This is a genomic window from Hungatella effluvii (assembly GCF_003201875.1).
GTDB lineage: Bacteria > Bacillota > Clostridia > Lachnospirales > Lachnospiraceae > Hungatella > Hungatella effluvii.
The window spans coordinates 48,167-68,577 of the sequence record NZ_QJKD01000015.1 but is presented as its reverse complement, the minus strand read 5'-3'; the positions used below and the strand labels follow the sequence as shown (position 1 = coordinate 68,577).

16 protein-coding genes are annotated in these 20,411 nt (G+C 52.4%); 11 read left to right on the top strand and 5 right to left on the bottom strand.

The window, feature by feature from the left end; translation table 11 throughout:
- Position 1: 1 nt before the first annotated feature.
- Positions 2–1,759, bottom strand: a complete 1,758-nt coding sequence (locus DFR60_RS23420) for a S8 family peptidase (RefSeq protein WP_110325044.1) — start codon at positions 1,757–1,759, stop codon at positions 2–4.
- A gap of 116 nt (positions 1,760–1,875) precedes the next feature.
- Here DFR60_RS23420 and DFR60_RS23415 point away from each other — a divergent pair, with 116 nt between their 5' ends.
- The 3 genes from DFR60_RS23415 to DFR60_RS23405 all read left to right on the top strand — a co-directional run bounded on the left by DFR60_RS23415 (position 1,876) and on the right by DFR60_RS23405 (position 4,056).
- Entirely contained in the window at positions 1,876–2,343 is a 468-nt protein-coding gene (locus DFR60_RS23415; protein WP_002601580.1) for a signal peptidase II, read from the top strand.
- A gap of 90 nt (positions 2,344–2,433) precedes the next feature.
- Positions 2,434–3,702, top strand: coding sequence for an HlyC/CorC family transporter (locus DFR60_RS23410; protein ID WP_110325042.1), 1,269 nt, complete (start codon positions 2,434–2,436; stop codon positions 3,700–3,702).
- Between the two features lie 12 nt (positions 3,703–3,714).
- Positions 3,715–4,056 (top strand): DsrE family protein, encoded by a 342-nt coding sequence (locus tag DFR60_RS23405; RefSeq protein WP_110325041.1) that lies wholly within the window; start codon positions 3,715–3,717, stop codon positions 4,054–4,056.
- A 139-nt stretch (positions 4,057–4,195) separates the two neighbouring features.
- On the opposite strand, the gene DFR60_RS23400 is transcribed toward DFR60_RS23405, so the two are convergent.
- The 3 genes from DFR60_RS23400 to DFR60_RS23390 form a co-directional block, all read right to left on the bottom strand.
- Positions 4,196–4,555: a TIGR04086 family membrane protein gene (locus DFR60_RS23400; RefSeq protein WP_002601577.1), complete on the bottom strand. Its 360-nt coding sequence runs from the start codon at positions 4,553–4,555 to the stop codon at positions 4,196–4,198.
- A 68-nt stretch (positions 4,556–4,623) separates the two neighbouring features.
- Positions 4,624–6,207 carry a response regulator transcription factor gene (locus DFR60_RS23395; RefSeq protein ID WP_110325040.1) on the bottom strand — a complete coding sequence of 528 codons (1,584 nt, stop codon included), beginning with the start codon at positions 6,205–6,207 and terminating at the stop codon, positions 4,624–4,626.
- Between the two features lie 14 nt (positions 6,208–6,221).
- Positions 6,222–7,982: a cache domain-containing sensor histidine kinase gene (locus DFR60_RS23390; protein WP_243005164.1), complete on the bottom strand. Its 1,761-nt coding sequence runs from the start codon at positions 7,980–7,982 to the stop codon at positions 6,222–6,224.
- Positions 7,983–8,270: 288 nt separating this feature from the next.
- Here DFR60_RS23390 and DFR60_RS23385 point away from each other — a divergent pair, with 288 nt between their 5' ends.
- From DFR60_RS23385 to DFR60_RS23365, 5 genes are all read left to right on the top strand, one after another.
- Complete coding sequence (locus tag DFR60_RS23385; RefSeq protein WP_110325039.1) at positions 8,271–9,674, top strand: ABC transporter substrate-binding protein; 1,404 nt, start codon at positions 8,271–8,273, stop codon at positions 9,672–9,674.
- 18 nt (positions 9,675–9,692) lie between these two features.
- Positions 9,693–10,583 carry a carbohydrate ABC transporter permease gene (locus DFR60_RS23380; RefSeq protein WP_243005163.1) on the top strand — a complete coding sequence of 297 codons (891 nt, stop codon included), beginning with the start codon at positions 9,693–9,695 and terminating at the stop codon, positions 10,581–10,583.
- A gap of 10 nt (positions 10,584–10,593) precedes the next feature.
- Positions 10,594–11,427: a carbohydrate ABC transporter permease gene (locus tag DFR60_RS23375; RefSeq protein ID WP_110325038.1), complete on the top strand. Its 834-nt coding sequence runs from the start codon at positions 10,594–10,596 to the stop codon at positions 11,425–11,427.
- A gap of 93 nt (positions 11,428–11,520) precedes the next feature.
- Entirely contained in the window at positions 11,521–12,516 is a 996-nt protein-coding gene (locus tag DFR60_RS23370) for a hypothetical protein (protein WP_110325037.1), read from the top strand.
- Between the two features lie 317 nt (positions 12,517–12,833).
- The gene (locus DFR60_RS23365) at positions 12,834–14,954 is read left to right on the top strand and encodes a YcxB family protein (protein ID WP_243005162.1); all 2,121 of its coding nucleotides are present in this window, start codon (positions 12,834–12,836) and stop codon (positions 14,952–14,954) included.
- A gap of 432 nt (positions 14,955–15,386) precedes the next feature.
- On the opposite strand, the gene DFR60_RS23360 is transcribed toward DFR60_RS23365, so the two are convergent.
- On the bottom strand, positions 15,387–16,007 hold the full coding sequence (locus tag DFR60_RS23360; protein ID WP_110325035.1) for a TetR/AcrR family transcriptional regulator: 621 nt from the start codon (positions 16,005–16,007) through the stop codon (positions 15,387–15,389).
- 109 nt (positions 16,008–16,116) lie between these two features.
- On the opposite strand from DFR60_RS23360, the gene DFR60_RS23355 reads away from it, so the two are divergent.
- The 3 genes from DFR60_RS23355 to DFR60_RS23345 are packed head-to-tail and all read left to right on the top strand — an operon-like array spanning position 16,117 to position 20,366.
- Positions 16,117–18,096 (top strand): FAD-dependent oxidoreductase, encoded by a 1,980-nt coding sequence (locus DFR60_RS23355; protein ID WP_110325034.1) that lies wholly within the window; start codon positions 16,117–16,119, stop codon positions 18,094–18,096.
- 47 nt (positions 18,097–18,143) lie between these two features.
- Positions 18,144–18,935, top strand: coding sequence for an SDR family NAD(P)-dependent oxidoreductase (locus DFR60_RS23350; RefSeq protein ID WP_110325033.1), 792 nt, complete (start codon positions 18,144–18,146; stop codon positions 18,933–18,935).
- A gap of 27 nt (positions 18,936–18,962) precedes the next feature.
- Positions 18,963–20,366, top strand: a complete 1,404-nt coding sequence (locus tag DFR60_RS23345; protein ID WP_110325032.1) for an MFS transporter — start codon at positions 18,963–18,965, stop codon at positions 20,364–20,366.
- Positions 20,367–20,411: the final 45 nt, after the last annotated feature.

The following is a 20,411-nucleotide window of genomic DNA, read 5'->3' as shown; positions in this document are numbered from 1 at the left end:
TTTACTCTCTGATACGTAAAAAGGTCTGATAGAGATCCAGCGTACCGTATCCCCACTCTCGGTTGGGGTAGGTATAGGCTGGATTTCTGTTTGCCCCCCGGATTAAATAGGCGCGTACACTGGCATCGCTCATGGCGGGATTGTTGCCCCGGACGATGCCCCAGGTGAAGAGGTCGGCCACCGCTCCGGCCACATGGGCCGCGGCCACGGAGGAACCGGTGCGCCGTGTCATGGGGAAGGTGTCACCGGCTCCTCCCGGCGACAGTCCGGGACCGTAGACGTTGACACCAGGGGCGGCCAGGTCCGGCTTAATTAAACCGCCTCGGGAATATCCTCTGCTGGAGTGGATGTAGATGCTGTTATTTATGTGGTTATAGGTGCTGACCGTGATGGGAACCGCCGCATTGGCCGGCTCCGTGATCGTGGTGTCAGGGTCGGAACGCAAAAAAAAGGTGTCCTCGTCGATGAAACCCTGGATGGGGAGCCACATATGAAAAATCCCGGTGATAAATAAGGAATTGTAGACACGGACGTGCCAGATTCCTGCGGTCGGCGCATCGAAGCGCATCAGGATAAACTGGCTGCCGGACCCGACGTCAGAGGTTCGGTAATTAACCGTAATGACAGTCTGTTCAAGCGTGAATGGGACGGTGATCTCCTCCCCGAGGCCGATCGGAAGCCGCGGGATTGCCTCGCCTGTAGGGGAGACAAAGCCAACCGTATAGAGCTCCGGCTCCGTTGCCCACAGCTCGATGAAAAAGCCGCGTTCTCCGCTGGCCACCCGAATTTCCACATCATCGTATTCCTGGCTGCTTAGCAGCCGCCCCATATAATGGTGGCGGAGTCCGGATTCGTTGCCGGCTGGAAGAACAGCGGAGACCCCCACGATACGTCCAATGTTGTTTAAGACCAGCCCGAGAGGCGAAGTACCGTCGTGACTCCCGTAATTCGTGCCGAGGCCGATATAAATGACGAGGGGAAGGCTCTGCCGAAGGGCTAACAGCTCCAGATATTTGATTCCCATCATGATATCATTTTCCTGATAGGCTATGGCATCTTCGGGAAGTAAGTAGAAATCGCGGAGGTACTGTTTGGCCGGTTTCAGTTTTACGACACCGATGGAACAGTTTGGGGCAGCGCCTGTAAAATCCTCGTTAGCGGTTGCGCCCCCTGCCGCTATACCTGCCATAAAGGTGCCGTGTCCTGACGTATCCGTAGAAGAAACAATGGAGAGCGGATCAGTAGAACGAAGCGCTTCATCGATTTGGGGTTTTAGGAATTCCTGTCCATAGGAGAAGCTCATGGCCGGCAGAGTGGCCGGGATTCCAAAGGGAGAATCCATAGTCCCCGTGGGTGTGGGAAGCGTTTGGTCCCAGATACCGAGAATTCTGGAGGTGCCATCTGGAAGCCGGAACAATGGATTACGGTAGTCGATTCCGGTATCGATGAAACCGATCATGGTGCCTTCGCCGCGCAGATTCAGTGTCGGCTGCTCAAAATTCTGGATGATGCCGGAGGCTTCCATGCTTGTAGTATCGAGCAGGGTATAGAGCGTAGGAATGGCAAAATACGTATATTTTTTTGTGGTGATGGGAAGGAGCGGTTCCAGCGGACTATATACAATTGCAAATTCCTGATCGACATAATCAATACAGCTCGCCTGCTGCTGGAGCCGAATATCTTCCGGAGAACTGTTGTTGTGACGGATTATAAAGTCCCCGTACTCTTCGGAGGCGGGATTAAAATCACAGACTGGCATGAAAAAACTCCCACATTCTTTTTAGTAATGTATGCAGGCTCAGGGGCGGGAATTACTGGACTATGGATAAAAAACATAGTAAAATGGAGATAATAAAGACGGAAGGAGTGTGCGTCATGGTATTTATCGGTATCATCGTGCTGCTGGCGGCAGTGGATCTCTGTATAAAGAAGGCGATTGAAGAGCAGGAGGAATCCTCCTTTCCAAAGGAACTGAACGGAACGGGAGGCAAAATTATGCTGCACAAGAACCACAATCCCGGGTTTTCCTTTGGATTTTTAAAAGAGAGACCGGAATATGTGAAGATGGTTCCTCTCGCCGTGGCTTCGTTCATCGGCGGCGGTCTCGCATGGATGCTGCCTAAGAAGGGAAACCTCGCGGATAAGATTGCCTTATCAGTGACGCTTGGCGGCGCTGTCAGCAACTTATACGACCGCCTGGTGAGAGACTATGTGGTGGACTATTTCAGTATTCAGTGTGGCAGATTAAAACGGGTTGTATTCAACTTAGGTGATATGTTTATCTTCTTTGGAGCGGGAATGATGCTGGTTCTGGAGATGATAAGAGCCTGGAAAGAACGCTAAATTAAGGGAGAAAGCGGCCGCCTTATTGACACGGCCGCTTTTCTATTGTAGAATCAACAGTAAAATATAAAACAATAGGAGTTGATTTTTTTGGATTCAAGTGACTATATACAGTTGCTTATTTTGATTCTGTTAATTGGATTGTCTGCATTTTTCTCTTCCGCGGAGACTGCGCTTACCACGGTGAATAAGATTCGGATCAGAAACCTGGCGGAGGCGGGCGACAAGAGCGCCGTTACGCTGACGAAGGTTCTCGAGGACCAGGGTAAGATGCTGAGCGCGATTCTTGTCGGCAACAACGTTGTGAACCTGACGGCTTCCTCCATGTCCACGACACTGGCCATGAATATCTGGAGCAATAAGGCGGTTGGTATTGCAACCGGCGTTCTGACGCTGGTTATTCTGGTATTCGGTGAGATTTCCCCGAAGACGATTTCCACCCTGTATTCTGAGAAGATTTCATTAAAATATGCGAAGATCATCTATATGTTCATGACAGTCATGACACCGGTGATTTATGCGGTGAATGTGCTGTCCTCCGGATTTCTGCGCCTTGTCCATGTGGACCCCAACCGGAAACAGGAGGCCATCACTGAGGATGAACTGCGTACCATCGTGGAAGTGAGTCACGAAGAGGGCGTGATCGAATCGGAAGAGAAGAAGATTATTAATAATGTGTTTGATTTCGGCGATTCCGTGGCAAAGGACATCATGGTCCCGAGAATTGATATGGCCATGGTGGAGGTCGGCGCCACCTACGATGAGCTGATCGATATTTTCCGTGAGGAAAAATATACGCGTATGCCCGTATACGAAGAGACGACGGACAACGTAATCGGTATCATCAACATGAAGGATGTACTCCTTATCGATCGGAATGAAGAATTTCATGTCCGTGACCTGCTCCGTGAGCCGCTCTATACATATGAGTATAAGAACACGGCGGAGCTGATGGTGGAGATGCGCCAGACCAGCAACAACATGATCATCGTCCTGGACGAGTATGGCGCTACGGCCGGTATGATCACGCTGGAGGACTTACTGGAAGAGATTGTCGGTGAGATCCGGGATGAGTACGACGAGGATGAAGAACAGGAGCTGGTGGAAGTCGGCCCTGGAGAATATGTGGTGGAAGGCTCCATGAAGCTGGACGATTTAAACGATCAGCTGGATCTGGAACTGGAATCCGAGGACTATGATTCGATCGGCGGCCTGATTATCGGGCAGCTGGACCGCCTTCCGGAAGAAGGCGAGAGCGTCGTCTGTGACGGAATCCGCCTGGTTGTGGACAGGCTGGATAAGAACCGGATCGACCGGGTGCACATGTATCTTCCAAAGGAGCAGAACGTTGACGCGTAGGGAGGCGGCAGTATGAAGGTGATTTATCATATCGATGAGATGGACCGGTGGCCCCTGGTGCTTGGGAATGTCAAGAACATGACCGCTTACTATCATGAGCAGAAGGAGAGCTACACCATCGAAGTGCTGGCCAACTCGGCTGCGGTGAACGGGTATGCAGCGGCGTCACCGGAGCATGAAGACGCCATGAAGGCCCTGGCAGGAGAAGGCGTGGTATTCACCGCCTGCAGCAATGCCCTGAAGGGGAACGCCATGACGAAGGATGATATCTTTGATTTTATTACCGTGGTTCCGGCCGGCGTGGTGGAACTGGCGGCGAGGCAGGCCGAAGGGTATGCCTATATCAGGCCATAACAAAGAAAAAAGAGAGTGCCGGAGACGCGGCCCGTGGAGCAGATTAAGCTCCATAAGCCGATGTCTCCGGCACTCTTTTTTAGTATCACAGGAAAGTTTTGCTCATGCGCTGCCCCGTATCTCTCCAAAACGGGGATAATCAGCTGATCATCCCGCCGATGGTCCCGCTGGCCGCGCAGATGGCCATGGTGGTGAGAATCTGGTTCATCGTTCCGTTCAGCCCCTTGTTTAACAGGAAGGAGACGGCTAAAAGCACCAGGAAATAGACGAGTCCCAGGGTCAGCCCCCAGAAAAAGCGGCGTTGCCGTATGCTCTTTCCCATGATGAGTCCGCCGACTAAACAGGTGATGATGTAGACCGCGTTGACACCGATGCGGATCTGTCCCTCCTTTAAGCGGAATTTATAGAGGGCAAAGGCCAGAACAACCAGGAGAATTCCGGTCAGTATGTACGAGATGAGCAGGGTTTTTAATGTAGCCTGCAGCTTTGATTTTTCCATTTGTTTCTCCCCCAATCTTGTCTTCTGGTTCAGTATATTCTGGGGGAGAGGGGGTTATTCATAGAAAATTATCGGTCAGCCTGCGAAGGCGATATTCCGAAATACCGTTTAAAGCATTTGGAAAAGTAAAAGGCGTCCTGGTAACCCGTCTTTTCTGCCACGGCTGCGATGGAGAGGCGGCCGCCTGCAAGTAAGTCCCAGGCGTGTTCCATGCGGCATTTCGTAATGTACTGCATGACGGAGTACTTCCGGATCCGCTTGAAATTGCGGCTTAGATAGGCGGGACTGATTAGCAGGGCCGATGCGATATACTGGAGTCCCATGTCCGCATTGCTGTATTCGCGTTCGATCAGTTCCGCCGCCTGGACCACGATTCGCTGAATCATGGGGATATCGTCCAGTTCCTGGCTGCCGGGCAGGGAGAGAAAGAGATTTGTAAACTTCTCCTCGATTTCTCCCAGGCTGCATCCATGGTAGATGATTCCCGCTGCGGTGTAGGCGGAGCCGCAGTCTTCCTGGAAGAGCCCGATTTCGTTGTGGACTGCGTACTCGATGGCCGCAGAGAGCAGGGCGGAGAGGGCGGATTCCAGCGCAGGCAGGGAGAACTGCTCCTGTCCGATGATCTGAAAGGCGGAGCGGAGACTGCTTACAATGAATTCGTGATCCTTCTTTAAAAGGCCGCAGGAGATTCCGCGTATGGCGGTGTTCAGCTGTTCCAGGGCCTGTTTTTCCGGGAGGCGGGTGTGAAAGGAGCCGCCATCCGATTCATAGACGGTCCGGAAGGTGAAGAACTGAAGCGCAGTCTGGTAGGCGGAATGGATCGAGGGTGCCAGGCCGTCATTACCATATCCGTAGCCGCACACGATGTCTCTGGAAAAATTCTCCCGGGCAGCGGAGGATAAGCGTTCCAGAAAATGATCCGGTCCGGCGGGCAGCTGCGCCTGCGGAAGGATAAGGACCTGATGGCTGTATGCATCCGTCACCTGTATGCATCCGGATTTGCCGGACAGAAGGCAGCCGGAGAGGTTGCCCAGTGCTGTCTGAAAGGCGGCGCGCTCCTGGCAGGAGAGGCTGTGAATAACCTTGGGCCGGCCGTCTGAGACGATAACGGTGCAGGGGACGTCTTGAAGCACTCCGAATTCTCTTAACTGGGCGCTCTCGGAAACGGATGTATGGCCGGAGAAAATGTTCTGGAAAAATGTGCTCTTTTCCGCGTGTTCCGCGATGAGCCTCGCCTCCTGCCAGGCCAGCCGCTCCTGCTTTAAGTGGTTGTTCTTATCGAGAGTCTCCCTGATTTCCGTGATGGACCGGATCAGCTCGTCCGTGTCGATCGGCTTTAACAGGTAATTGGTCACATTGCAGGCGATGGCCTGTCTGGCATATTCGAAGGTGGCGAAGCCTGACAGGATGATGAATTTAATCTGGCTGTTCTGTTCCTTCATCATGCGGAGAAGCTCCAGCCCGTTGGCGCCCGGCATGGATATGTCCAGGATAACCAGATCGACAGGTGTCGCCTCCAGAAAACGAAGGGCCTGATCGACATTGGCAGCCTCGCCGGCACATTCGAAGCCGTACTCCTTCCAAGGAATACAGAGCCTGATCCGCTGCCTGACAAAGTACTCGTCATCGACGATTAAGAATTGATAGGTCATATGATAAATCCTTTCTAAAGGGGAGGTTCCGGCTGCTGTGAGATCCGTATCGTGATGACGGTCCCCTCTGAAATCCGGGAAGTAACCAGGATGTCTGCCACGGCGAAGTACAGCTTCAGCCGTTTCTTGATACTCTGAATTCCGAAGGAACTCCGTTCCTCCGAAAATATCTGGCTGTTCAGCCGGCCGACGGTCTCCTCGTCCATTCCGCTTCCATTGTCCGCGATCCGCAGGCAGATGAGGGAGTCCTCCTGATACCCGGTGATCGTAATCAGACCCGCCCGGTCCGAGGTGAACAGCTGCAGACCGTGAATGATGGAATTTTCCACCAGGGGCTGGAGTGTGAGCTTCGGAATGCTGCAGGAGAGAACCTCCGGCTCCAGGCTGGTCTCAAAATAGAAACAGCCCGGATACCGTTTCTGCATGATCTTTAAGTAGCCGCAGGTGATCTTTAATTCCTGCTCCAGCGTGATGATCTCCTTGCCTTTGCCCAGCGTGTCCCGGTAGAAGCTGGAGATAAGGCTGACAAGGCCGATGGCCTCGCTCTTATTGTTCATCTCGATCATGCCGCAGAGCGTTTCCAGCGTATTGTATAAGAAATGAGGCTGCATCTGAAGCTGGAGATAGGAGAGCTCATAGCGCCGCTTTCGTTCATTTTCACGGTGGACGCGGGACAGCAGGTCCTGGGTGTTTTTGGCCATCTGGTTGATCTGCCCGGCCAGCAGGCTGATTTCATCGGTACGCCCCTCCTGGGTGGAGATCCGCACGCCATAGTCGCCGTCCGACATGGAACGGACATTGGAGATGATCTGGTTGACCGGGAGCATGATCTTTCTGGTGGAGTACCGGAACAGAAAGAATGTAAAAATGCTGGAAATAATCCCGATGGCAAGGATAACGGACACGAGAGACCGGGAATCATGGTAGACCAGGGATTCCGGCGTGAGGGCGAACAGGTTTAGGTCCTTTTCCGGCTGGAAGGTGCATAAATACCTGGTGGAATCCAGTGTGATGGTGCTGCCTGTCGTTAAGAGAGCGCCGTCCGCAAAGACGTCCGTCACCATATTTCCCTGCATGCCGTCTTTGGTACCGGCGCAGATGAGTCCGTTTTTATCTGTGATCATGAAGATTTCATCCTCTGAGAAGAAGCCGTTGTAGATCTCGCGGATCTGGGACGGCGACACGGTCAGCGCAAAAAATCCCAGAGGTTCGCCGGTGAAGGCAAAGGATTTCTTTAAACAGGTAAAGGTTAAATTGCCTCCTGGATACGGGGCCGCTGGCTCGTGGATATACCAGAAAGATTTTTTTGAAGAATGGAAGAATTCCTCCCGGACCTCCTGGGGCACCTCGATTTTGACAGAGGGCTGCGCCCCGTAGTTGTCCTGATAAAAGAAGGAGCCATCCCAGCTGTAGTAGCTGATGGATTCCACCGCGCTCTGGGTGGAAAGAAATTCCACGAGATAGGAGGAAAAGGAGGCCGCCTCCATGTGTTCCTCATAGGGGGAATTGTCCTCTTTCTTTGCCGCCTCGTAGCGGGCGGCCTGGTTCAGGGTCAGAAGCAGCGATTCATTTTCAATTCGGTCGAGTATCTGTTCGAAGCGTTCTCCGGCAAAGTCCAGCTTCTGGATACAGCTGTCCAGCGACTTCTTTTTCAGGATGGAATTGCTGTACTGTCCGATGGAACACGCGATGCAGGTGATAACAACGATCAGAATGATGGTGTACATAAAGGTGAATTTTGACTCCAGCCTTGAAAAATATCCTTTTCCGGTCACGAAAACCTCCTTATCCGTGGTACACAATGTTAATAAGGAAATGATACTGCACGGGTTTTGCAAAGTCAACATGGACGCAGGAAAAGCAAAAAAGTCCAGATATGACAAAATATTACATGCAGGGCACGGAGTTTCGGCCAGCAGGTATGCAGGGGGGAACGCAGCGGAATGCCGTATGTGCAAAAATTTCCAGATAAAAACTCAAAAAGAACTATGGGAGCGGAGCGCCGCTTATGATAAGCTTTAGTAAGTAAAAAACAAACAAGTGAAGAAGAAGGGGGATTACTTATGAAGAAAAGAATGACAGCGCTGTTTCTGACAGCGGCCATGGCAGCGGCGGTGGCCGGATGCAGCCAGAAGACCACGGAAGTGAAGGACACATCGGCAGCGGCCGTCTCCAGCGAGGCAAAGCAGGAGGAGGGGACGAAAGCGTCTGCGGATGGCAAGGAGAGCCAGGCTGCGGGGGAGAAGGTGAAGATTTCCTATTTATCGCGTTTTACGAATCCGGAGCTGCCGCGTGCCAAGTATTACATGGAGAAGCTGGAGGAATTCCGGGCGGCTAACCCGGATATCGAGGTGGAGGATGTATCGATCGCCGACGCGGAATCGTATAAGAGCAGCTTAAAGGCGTCTGTCGCAGCAGGCAGCCCGCCAACACTTTTTATCTGTTCCGACGCGTTCCCGCATTACGACTGGGCGAAAAACGGTGTCATCAAGGATCTGACGCCCATGATCGAATCGGCTGACTGGACCGGACCTGCAGATGAAGGTGTCTTCGGATCCTTCTCCTTTGAACGGAAAGGGCTGGAAGGCATATACGGAGTGCCGAATTCCGTTATCGGTTCCCCTGTCTATGTCAATACGAAGCTGTTAAAAGAGCATGGAATCGAGACACCGAAGACATGGGAAGATGTGCTGGCGATGACGGAGAAATTAAAAGAAGCCGATCCATCGATCGTTCCGTTCTCCATGGCTGCAAAGACGAAAGCCGATTTAGGCCGTTTCTTCAGCGAACTGGCGGTCCGCATGAACGGCCTGGAATTCAGGGACAGATTTATCAACCATGAGGTGAAGTGGAGTGATCCCGAGATGATGGCCGTGTTAAATAAAATGAAGGAATTCATCGATGCAGGCGTATTCGGCAGGGATGCGATCTCCTATGAGGTAGAGAATAATATCACATCCTTCGGCGAAGGAAAGATCGCCATGCTTTTTACGGCCAGCTACTACTTCGACCGTTTCAACGGAATGGATTTTGCGGATCAGATTGACTGCGTCAATTTCCCGTATCTCGAGAGTGCGCCGGAGAATAAGGACATCTGGTTTGCTTCCACCAGCGAGGGCTTCTGTATTTCCGCGGAACCGGGTACGCCGGAGTATGACGCGGCCTGTAAGCTGATGAGCTTCATGCTCTCCAAGGAGACCTTTGATGGATATGCGGAAGTGGCCGGAGGAGGCGTCTATCCGGTGGATATCGATTACGACGCGTCGAAGTCTCCGAATCCCATGAAGACCTTTATGGAGGGGTATGCGACGAGAAGTGATACAACCGATATTATGGCAGCCTATTTGGACGATGCCAGCGTGATTAATATTACGAATACGGAGCTTCAGACCATGTTTGTGGAGCGGCCGGTGGAAGATATCGCAAAGACACTCGACACAGAGTACGCAAAACTGTTTCCGCAGTAAGAAAGGCGGGGGATCGATTTGTTAATAAAAGTCCGGGGCAAAAAGTACCGGCCGGAAGCATTTTTTATGATCGCTCCGGTTCTCCTGCTCTACACCTTCGTAATTATCTATCCGCTCGGCAACATGGTGTTCACATCGTTTTTCGAATGGAACGGGATTCCCACCGATCCGTACCGGTTTGTGGGAATCGGAAATTACGTGACATTTTTCCAGGACTATACGACTAAGACGGCGTTTATCAATCTGGGAATCTTGTGTGTGACAGGCCTGTTTGTGACAATTCCCGTCTCGCTGTTTCTGGCGACGGTAGTGAGCAAAAAGTTTTTTGGAATCAGATTTGTTAAAACGTGTTATTTTTTGCCGGTCGTGATCAACAGAATCGCCATCTGCCTGATGTTTACCTTTATCATGCTGCCGGGACAGGGTCCTGTCCCGGTGCTGTTAAAGGAGCTGGGGATCGCGGAGCATTTTAATCTGTTTAACGACATTCACACCGCCATGTGGGGAGTGGCGCTGGTGAACATGTGGAGCAACGTGGGATTTCAGATGATTATCTTTTCCTCGGGCATGGCGGCTATTTCAGAAGACGTGTATGAGGCGGCGGCCATGGATGGCGTTACTCCGTGGCAGCGCCTGATCTATATCACCCTTCCTCAGCTGAAGCCGACCTTTAAGATCGTGGTGGTATTTGTGCTGACAGGCGCGTTCAAGGTCTTTGATTTTATCATGGGACTTACGGGCGGCGGCCCGGGGTATGCCACGGATGTGCCTAATACGCTGTTGTATAAGAATGCATTTACCTACAGTAAATTCGGATATGCCAACGCCATCGCTGTGATTATGATTGTGCTCTGCCTCGTGATCACGGTCGTGACGAACCGCGTGTTTGCTGAACGGGCAGGAGAATAGGGGGAAAACCGTGAAAAAGAGAAAAATTACACCGGGCGGGCTCATCTATGCCTGCGCCGCGGGCATATGGCTGATTACCACGATTTTTCCGCTTTACTTTGCGATACTGTCCTCTTTTAAGGACGACCAGACCATATTTGCCGATTTCTTCGCGCTGCCGCAGCGGTTTGGGCTGGACAACTATATATCTGCGGAGAGGATGGTCCACATACTGCGGGCCACCGCCAACTCGCTTCTCCTGTCGGCCGGATCGATCTGCCTGATGCTGGGTGTATCCATAATGGGCGCCTATGTGACGGCCAGGAAGCGGATACCGGGAAGTGAGGGGGTGACGCTTTTCCTGATTGCGGCCATGATGATACCGATTCAGAGCGCCATTGTTCCTATTGTCCAGATGGTCAGCGCCATCGGACAGCGGAATAATCTGTTTGTGCTGATGGTCATTTATGCCGGAATCAATCTTTCGATGGTGTTTTTTATTCTGAAGGGGTACATCGAAGGAATCCCGAAGGAGCTGGACGAGGCGGCCATGATAGACGGCGCTTCCCTGTTTCAGACGCTTCTGAGGGTCATCGTTCCGGTGGCGAAGCCGGCCCTTTCCACGTGTGCAATAACATCGTTTCTGTTTATCTATAACGAACTGCCGATTGCCAACGTCCTGATAACGAAGCCGCAGTTAAAACCCATATCGGTGGCGCTGTTAAACCTGAAAGGGGATTTCGGTACACTGTACGCCGTGAGCTTTGCATCGATTGTAATCAGCATTATTCCGACGGTCGTCTTTTATCTGATTGCGCAGGAGAAGGTGGAGAGCAGCATCTGCAGCGGCGTTGTAAAAGGGTAACAGAGGGTGTAAAGGAGTAACAGAAGGTGTAAATGGGGATGAGCACCAGAACGTGATGAGCAGAAAAAACGGAGAAGGATGAAGGAGATACAGATGGACAGGATTAAAATAACAGAATACAAAACGAGAGGCGGGATGAACGTGGGCGCCGCGTTTGAGAAGCTGTATAACGATATCCTGAAGGGGGATACGGATGAGGCGGTTTCCACCGCTTTTGATCTATACAGAACGAGTCCGGTCATGCTGGAGGAACTGTGGAAGCAGCTGGAGACGGCGGCAGTCTGTGCCGTGGGTCTGGCGGAGCCGGGAGCGTTGGCTTATGTATACAATTTGAGATGCATCTGCTATCACACGGAGCCGTATATGCCGGACGCGGGCGGAATGCAGGCGCTGAGCTTTATCCAGGCCATCCGGTATCTGTGCGCCTGTGAGAAGGAGCCGTCTCTGGAGGCGGAGATTAAAAGAGTCCGGGATTCCTGTCAGGCCGGCGTGTACGCGGAGATTCCTGATTTTGCGAAGGATCACCACAACCATGCGGGAAGGGAACTGGGCCATACGCCGCTGGATTTCCTGTATCCCGATGGAGGGAGCAGAGTGGTGCCGGAGGCAGAGGGAGCGGAGCCGTATAAAAAACGGCTGATTGAGCTGTTGACGCCCATTTACGGCGGGGAACATCCGAGGCCGTTCCGTTCGGACGCCTATAATCATTTCTATGAGATGGAATCGCCTCATGGTCTCAATCTGGAGCTCCTTCAGTCGGCGTTTCAAAAGAGCATCCGCCGGGCGCTGGAGCGGGAAGCGCTGATGCTGGCGTACGAGGCATTCCTAAGCGGCAGTGAGATGGAGGCGTATCTCTGGGAACGGATCGTCATCATGTCGGTGGAGGATATCGGCATGGGAGAACCGGAATGCAGCCGCTTTATGTACGCCTATTGCCGGGTGAAGGACCAGTTTACGGATCGGCCCGAAGAGAGACTTGGACTCCTGATGCAGGCGGTCCGGATTCTATGCAGCTGTCCGAAGGAACGCGGAACGGAGCTGATCAAGGGCATTCTGGTTCAGGAATGTAAAAATGGAGACAGGAAGTAAAATTTCTCAGGGAAGAGTGACAGGAGAACCGGTATGGGAAGGAAAGCATTGGTTTTTGGAAGTGGACGGATCGGGACGGCGCCATCCATGCCGGAGAGGGAGGAGATCCTCTCTTTGCTGAGAAACGTGCGGAAATAATCGAAAAGAAGACAGGACCAGTTTTGGAAGAATATCAGCGGGAGCTTCGGCTGCCGGTTCTTCCTTACTGGTCCTTTTGTGTGGGTACATTCTGCATTTCTGGCGAGCGTTTGAAAGAAAGTATGGTATTTGCCTAAATTTTTGCTTATAATGAAGTTAATTTACCAGGGGGATTTTACATGAACGATAAATTGACTTATGAGCTGAGTGATAAAGAGTACAAAGAGTTTATCCATTGGTTTCACGGAACGTATGTGAAATTGCGAAAAGCAAGGCCGGGAAGAAATGATTTTTCCTGCCTGAAGGAACCGGTTGAGATGACCGTGAAGGAAGAGATAATCCATGCCAGGAGTGGGGCGTGTGAAGCATATATTCTGTACGGCGCCATAGAGCGGCTTTACGAGCTGGAAACGCTTTTCGTATTTTACGATATGATGCGCTTTTGGGCGGTGCCGAAGCGCCTGCTGGGAAGAGTAGAAGAGGCAAACGCGTGGCGGGGGGATTTTGAACGCCGGATTAAGGAAATGGGGAAGATGCGGATCTCCTTTCAGGAGGCGGCCGATATCTGCGCGGACAGCAGATTTGCACCCTGCCGGTATATCAGGCAGATTGAGGAAGTGAAGGCAGAGTATGGCCTTTTGCGCGTTAGCAGAAGGGAGATGGAACACTTAAGGAAGCTGGGCACATTTCCGTACCGCATGATCGGGGAGCAGATGGTGGCAGCAGGACGGAGAGGTCTGATAGAAATCACGGAACGCGCGGCTGTGATTCATCCTTATGAGAACATCACCGGTGCATTTTATACAAAACAGACGCTGTATCTTGCGGAAAAAGAGGGGGACGGCCTGCTGCTGCCTCTTGCCGCGCTGGGAGGAATGGAGGGGGCCGAGGCGCTGATGCGTGTCTGTGACGCCCGATGCCGATTCAACAATCCCGCGTTTCGCCTGAAAAAGAAGTCTGTGCCGCTTATGGTGAGATGGAATATGCCGGGGAAGGCGGCGATATGCTGTGTGGCGGCGGTGGCAGCAGGCGCCATGATTTTAGGGGCGCTGAATGGTGTTAATGGGAGCGGAGGAATAAAAACGTCAGTTTTTGGAGCACCGATGACAGGCTCCGGAGAGAGGGTGGCTGATTCCGAAGAAGTAAGCGGCAGTGATCTGCTCGTAGTTATTCCGGATGACGCGGTATTTGATGCAGTTACGGAGGATGGCACCTTTGTATCTTCGTCAATGTTCTACCGGATCACCCTTCCCGGGGGCGGCTGGGAGATCAGTCAGGATCAGTATAATTCTTACGATGCCCTGCGTTCGGACTGGGGACAGGTCAGTGTGACAGGCGGGCTGTCCAGTGCATATGAAGGGGATGACGTAACGGAGATGCTGCCGAAGTCAAAGGCGGAATATATCGCCAAGACTTACGGGGGCGCCGCGGCCTTCGATTCGGAGGTGGAGGTGATCGATTATAACCTGGAAAAATCCGGGGACTGGACGGTCGTGAGCCGTGAAATCCGGAGCAAAGGCGGAGAAGGCGTCCGGCACGTGATCGGACTCGATGTCTACGGACCGAAACGGTATTATTCCCTGAGCATTACGCCGGAGCGTGAAGATGATGTGAGCCTGCAGACGGCAAGAGCAGTACGGGATTCCTTCCGGGCCGCCGATACGTCGGTGGGAATCTGCAGAACCATGGAAGAGGAGATATTTCACGGATACTACGGCGACAATGTCTATATGACCAGCTGTCTCGTCCTGATGGATCATGCCATGAGTGATGAGGAGATCGCGGAGAAGCTCAGGGAAGTGAAGAAGATCCGTAATGGCGCCTATCCTGCGTCAGGAGACGCCCTGGCGGTCAGAGCGCCGGAAAGCAAGTGGCTGGGGATTGATTGTCCGTCACTCCAGCAGAACTGTACCAGGGAGGCGGCGAAGGCGGTGGCGCGCATCTTTCAGTCGGAGGTGATCCTTTACGATGAGTTTGACGGAGACTTACTGATGGTGGCCTACTCTGACGCGGATCAGAAACATGCGTATGAGAGGGCCGCGGCCAACGGGCCGTGGATTCTTGAGTCGGAATTTCAGATCTACGGCAAGGAACAGAACTTCCCGGAGGATCTGCTGAAATATATGGATATCTCCAAAGAGGAGGCGGAGGCGATCTGGAAGGACAGCAGCTACGTGTTCCAGATGGAAAAATGGGTGGAGCTTGTGGGGCATATGACGAAAATGCCCGTGCCGGAGGAATTTGTCGGGTTTCATGGAGCAGAGGCGCTGGACGAGGCGTTTCGTGTGGTTAAAGAGTGATGGTGAGTGATGGGTGAGTGCGGCAGAGAGTGGGGCTGAGAGTGCGGCAGAACTTGTATCTTCTGAGAAATAGAAATTACAGAAAACCGGATTTATCGGGATTGAGTGAGATCCTGATAAATCCGGTTTTCTGTTTTCGTGGAACATCTTTACTGGCAAAGGTTTCTCTGTGCAGACTGAATCCGGTGCAAGCCGTATCTGGCTTAGATTTTATCCGACATAAACGATATCTATCGCAAAATGCACAAAAAATTAGCTGCAGAATTGTGCATAAGGGAAAATATGCATGATTCCCGAAGAAAATATTGATAAATTATTGACATTCTCAAAAAGTGAATGTATTCTAAAACTGAATATATTCATAAAAAGAATATGTTCAGTTTCAAGACAAAAATAAAGAGCTCCTCCAGGGGAACTCTTCTCTGCCGCCTTTTATCTGCCTTCTTTCATGCCCTGTATGTCTTCCTGAATCCAGGCATTCATAAGAAGCAGAATATCGCGTTTCACCGTGTCATCGTCAAAGAAATATCCTACTTTCTTTCTCGTAACCTCGGAGTGGGAGTACTGGATCGAATCCAGGACGCTGGCGTGGGACAGAAGGATGACCTCATCTGTATGAGGGCAGAAGATACGAAGAACGGAGGCGATCTCTTTTAAGTAAAGCTGGGAGATATCACGGACCCCCTCATAGTTTTTGCCGACGGTGACCAGGTCTTCCTGCGCGGCTTTCGCCAGGCTGATGGTTTTTTCGTCCCGGTCGAAGGCGTTGGAGTTATCGATCAGATAGTCGGCCAGCTCCTCCGGTGTGCGTATGGCTTTCATCTCATCAATAGAGTGAGAGATAAATGCGATGGCGTGTTCATTCCAGATATCAGCCAGAACGTCGCGCTTTGTTTTGTAGTGGTTATAGAAGGAGCCGATGGAATAACCGGATTCCGTAACGATGTCCTGAACGCTTGTATTCTTATATCCATTTTCCAGGAAAAGCCGGAGAGCGGCGGCTTTTATCTCCTGATGGGTCATTTCAGATTTTTCTTTCTGGCGAAGGCTCATGTGATTACCCGCTTTCTGTATAATTTCATGTTCAGTATTTTATTATAACAGGATTACCTCTCTTTGTGAAGAGAGGGGTATGACATAATACACTTAAGGAGGGTTTTATATGAATCACTATCCACACATTTTTGCACCTGGTAAGATCGGTTCTGTAGAGGTGCGCAACCGCACCGTCATGTCTGCGATGGGGACCAACATGTCGGATCATGGCTTTGTCAATGACGCCATCATCAATCACTACGTGGAGCGGGCGAAGGGCGGAGTCGGATTAATCATCATCGAGGTAACCTGTGTAGACACGCCTCTGGGGTTAAACACCGTGAACATGCTGGTGGCGGATGACGACAAATACATACCTGGACTTGCAAAGCTTGCAGCGGCCATCCACGCACAGGGGGCAAAATGTTTTCTGCAGATCAGCCACACGGGACGCGGTGCACGCAGGAAAAATATCGGGGCGCAGCCGGTAGGTCCTTCCGCCGTGGCAATGCCATTTTCCTATATGATGGGATTCGGCAATGAGGAGCCGCGGGCACTTACCATCGAAGAGATCCGCACGATTGAGGACAAATACGCAGCTGCGGCTGTCAGGGCGCAGAAGGCGGGCTTCGACGGAGTGGAACTTCACGCCTGCGGATATTACATGGGCCAGCAGTTTCTGTCCTCCACCGCCAATATAAGAACCGACGAGTACGGCGGAAACCCGGAGAACAGAAGCCGGTTCTATACGAATATTATCGGGAAAATCAGGGAAGCCTGCGGTACGGATTTTGGCCTCGTTGTAAAGCAGGCGGTGATGGAGGCCGGAGAACAGGGCGGAATCACCATGGAAGAGGGGATGTTCTACGCCAATAAGTTCCTGACTGCGGGAGCCGACGGCATCGAGGTCATGGGCGGCTCCTGGAAGCCGGTGCCCGATATCGACGATATCCCCAGTACGGCGGATAAGCCGGGACGTATGCTGGGCCTTTCCGCAGTTGTGAGAAAGGCGGTTCTCTCCATGCCGGGAGAAAAGAAAGATCCTGTGTTTATCGGAGGAGGCCGCACGTATCTGCCGTCACTGGCCGAGGAGGCCCTGGCGGAAGGGAAATGTGACTTTATATTTATGGGACACGGTCTTTTAGCAGAGCCGCACCTTGTGGAATACATGGAGCAGGACCGCTGCGGGGAGGCGCGCCCCTGCATCGGATGCAATCTGTGTGCCGATGACCAGCTTTCCTATAACCGCCATATCCGCTGCTCCTGCAACGCGGTGCTTGGAAACGGGGAAAATGACTACACGATGGAACCGGCGGCAGTGATAAAGAAGGTGCTCGTGGTCGGCGGAGGAATCGCGGGAATGGAAGCTGCGAGAACAGCTGCGAGGAGAGGCCACAAAGTAACGCTGGTGGAGCAGAATGACCATCTTGGCGGCCAGCTGGATTACGCAGTGGCGCCGCCATATAAGGATAACTTAAAACAGCTGTATCCCTATTATGAGAAGCAGCTGGCGCTTAACGGCGTGGAAGTCCTGCTGAATACAACGGCAGATGAAGCGTATGTGGCATCCCGGAAGCCGGATGCGGTGATCTGGGCCTGTGGCGTCCGTCCGGCGGTGCTTCCGATCCCGGGATTTGAGAAACCCATAGTTTCCAGTGCGAAAGAGGTTCTTCTGGGTAAAACGGTTGGCAGCCATATTGTAATCATCGGCGGCGGCGTCGTGGGATGCGAGACAGCCGAGCTTCTGCTTCAGCAAGGGAAGACGGTGACGATCGTGGAGATGCTCGATACGCTTGCGGGCAAGATGGCCGCGACCACACGGTCCATACTGATGGGCCATTTGAAGGGACACGAACTGAAAACCTATATGGAGTGCGCCTGTCGTGAGATTACCGATAACGGAGTCGTAATCGAAGAGAAGGATGGAAAGAAAACGGAGATCGTGTGCGATGATGTGCTGATCAGCATTGGCGATAAGCCCAATAATGAGCTCTGCGGGCGCTTAAAGAGCCTGGTGCCGGAATTCTATAACATCGGCGACAGCGATAAGCCGGACAGCTTTGCCGCTTCTTCGTCGGCCGGATATTATACGGCGCTTGGCCTGTAGAAAAATAGAGCTTTTCAACATTAATTAGAGAAATGAGGAAAAATAATATGGACAGAATTAAAGATAAAGTAGCCATTGTTACCGCGTGTACGAGAGGAATTGGCCGTGCCATTGCCGACCGCTTTGCCGAAGAGGGAGCCATCGTGTACATGGCTGTGCGCCGTATGGACGCGGGCCAGGAGATCGCGGATGCCCACAATGCACTGGGACGCCGGGTCAAGGCAGTCTATTTCGACGGAGATATTCTGGAGACGATCGAACCCATGGTAAATCAGGTATACGAGGCGGAGGGGCGCATCGATATTCTGGTCAATAATTTAGGCGGCGGCGTGAAGCCGGGAAACAAAGATATTGTCGGGAGTGATATGGAAGCCATCTTAAAGGCATTTGAGTTCAATACCATTGTCACAGCCCTGTGCGCTCAGTATGCGATTCCGCACATGATCGCGGGAGGCGGCGGAAGCATTGTCAATATATCCTCTGAGACCGCGGTAGTACCTCAGCTGACCAGAAGCTGGTACGGAATCGCCAAGACAGCGGTAAATGCGCTTACCGAGCACATCGCGATCCAGTACGGCCGCCAGAACGTGCGCTGCAATGCCGTTATGCCTCCATTTACGAAGACAGACGCTGTCAAGGTGCTGCCTCCGGAATTTGTGGAGCAGTATGCCAGAGCCGTTCCGATGGGACGCGTCGCGGAGCCGGAAGATATGGCCAATGCCGCTCTCTTCCTTGCCAGCGACGAAGCCTCCTTCATTACGGGACAGTGCCTGTTAGTCAACGGCGGCTACACGCTGCCGGGAGCTGATTACGCCGGCAGCATGTCAGGGAAAGCATAAAATCCGGAGAAGGGGGAAGGAAAACTTATGGCTGGCAATGTGAATATAGAGCTGGATAATAGAAAAAAGGGGCTGGTAATCGCCGCCTGTATTATCATGTATTTTAACTACATGGTGATCAATCTGGGGTGCGGTGTGGCGCTGCCGAGACTCCTGACGGAAATTAACGCTATGAGCATCTACGCAGTAGTCACGGTATTCAGCTCCGTGGGACTCATGATCGCGTCCCCGGTGGCGGGGAAATTCAGCGATACGCTGGGACGTAAATGGCTGACCGTCATTTCTCTGGCCGCGTATCTGGTCTGTGTGGCCGGAGGCGGCCTGGCGCGGACCGGATGGGTTCTCCTGGTATGCTGGGGGTTAAGCGGCATCTGCGGCGGTTTCTTCATCTCATCCGCGTTCTCCATCATTGCGGATGTGACCGACATGAAGGAGCGGCCAAAATACTATGGATATCTGGCTACGGCATCGGCTGTCGGCATGCTGGCCGGGCCTCTGCTGGCCGGAATCCTGGCCGATGCGGGAATGGCGCGGGCTGCCTACTTTGTGGGAATTCCGCTGGGAATCGTGGTAATCGCCATTTATGTAACGTGTTATCCCAATAAAAAGATGGCGGTACATACGGGAAGTAAGGTGGACTTTGCCGGACTGATTCTTCTGATTGTGAGTATCTGTTCTCTGGTCGCCTACCTGAATTTTGGAAATGTCATGTTTCCAAGAAAATCTCCTCTGGGCATGGCTCTGCTGGCAGTAGGAATTCTGGGGCTGGCCGCGCTGGTTATTTATGAGTACCGGGCGGAGAATCCGGTGATTTCCGTAAAACTGTTCCGGTTTAAGGAATTTCGGATCGCATGGATCTGCCATCTGCTCTTTACCATGTATGTGGTGACGGCCAGCGCCTACATTGTGCTGTTCGCCCAGAATGTCATGAATGTGTCCGCCACCGTCAGCTCTACCCTGAGCATGCCGCAGACAATCTGCAGCGCGGTGCTCGCATCCTTTGTGGGAATGTTTATCGCAAAAAGCAGGAAGAACTACCGGACCGCCTACATGATTATGGGACTGGGCGGTGCCATTCCGCTGCTAGTATGGGCATTTTTCTTAAAACCGGATTCCTCCGTACTGGTAATCTATGGAATGACGCTGCTGGGCGGTGTGGCCTACGCCTGCGACCAGGTAATCAACACGCCGTTCCTCCAGACGACGATGCCGAAGGAAAACTACGGCGCTGCCCAGGGAATGATCGCATTTGCGGGATCCGCCGGCGGAACGATCTGCGGCGCGGTTGCAGGAGCATTCTTAAACAGCGGTGCCCCTATGGAACAGTCGCTCAGCAGGATCTATCTGGTATTTGGAATCTGTCTTGCCGTGGTATTTGCAATCGGCCTTCTGGGCGTGAAAAATCAGGAGGGAATTCGAAAATCCCCGTAATCCCGGGGGCGTTTTACCTTGCACTCCTTAAAAACATGTGGTATA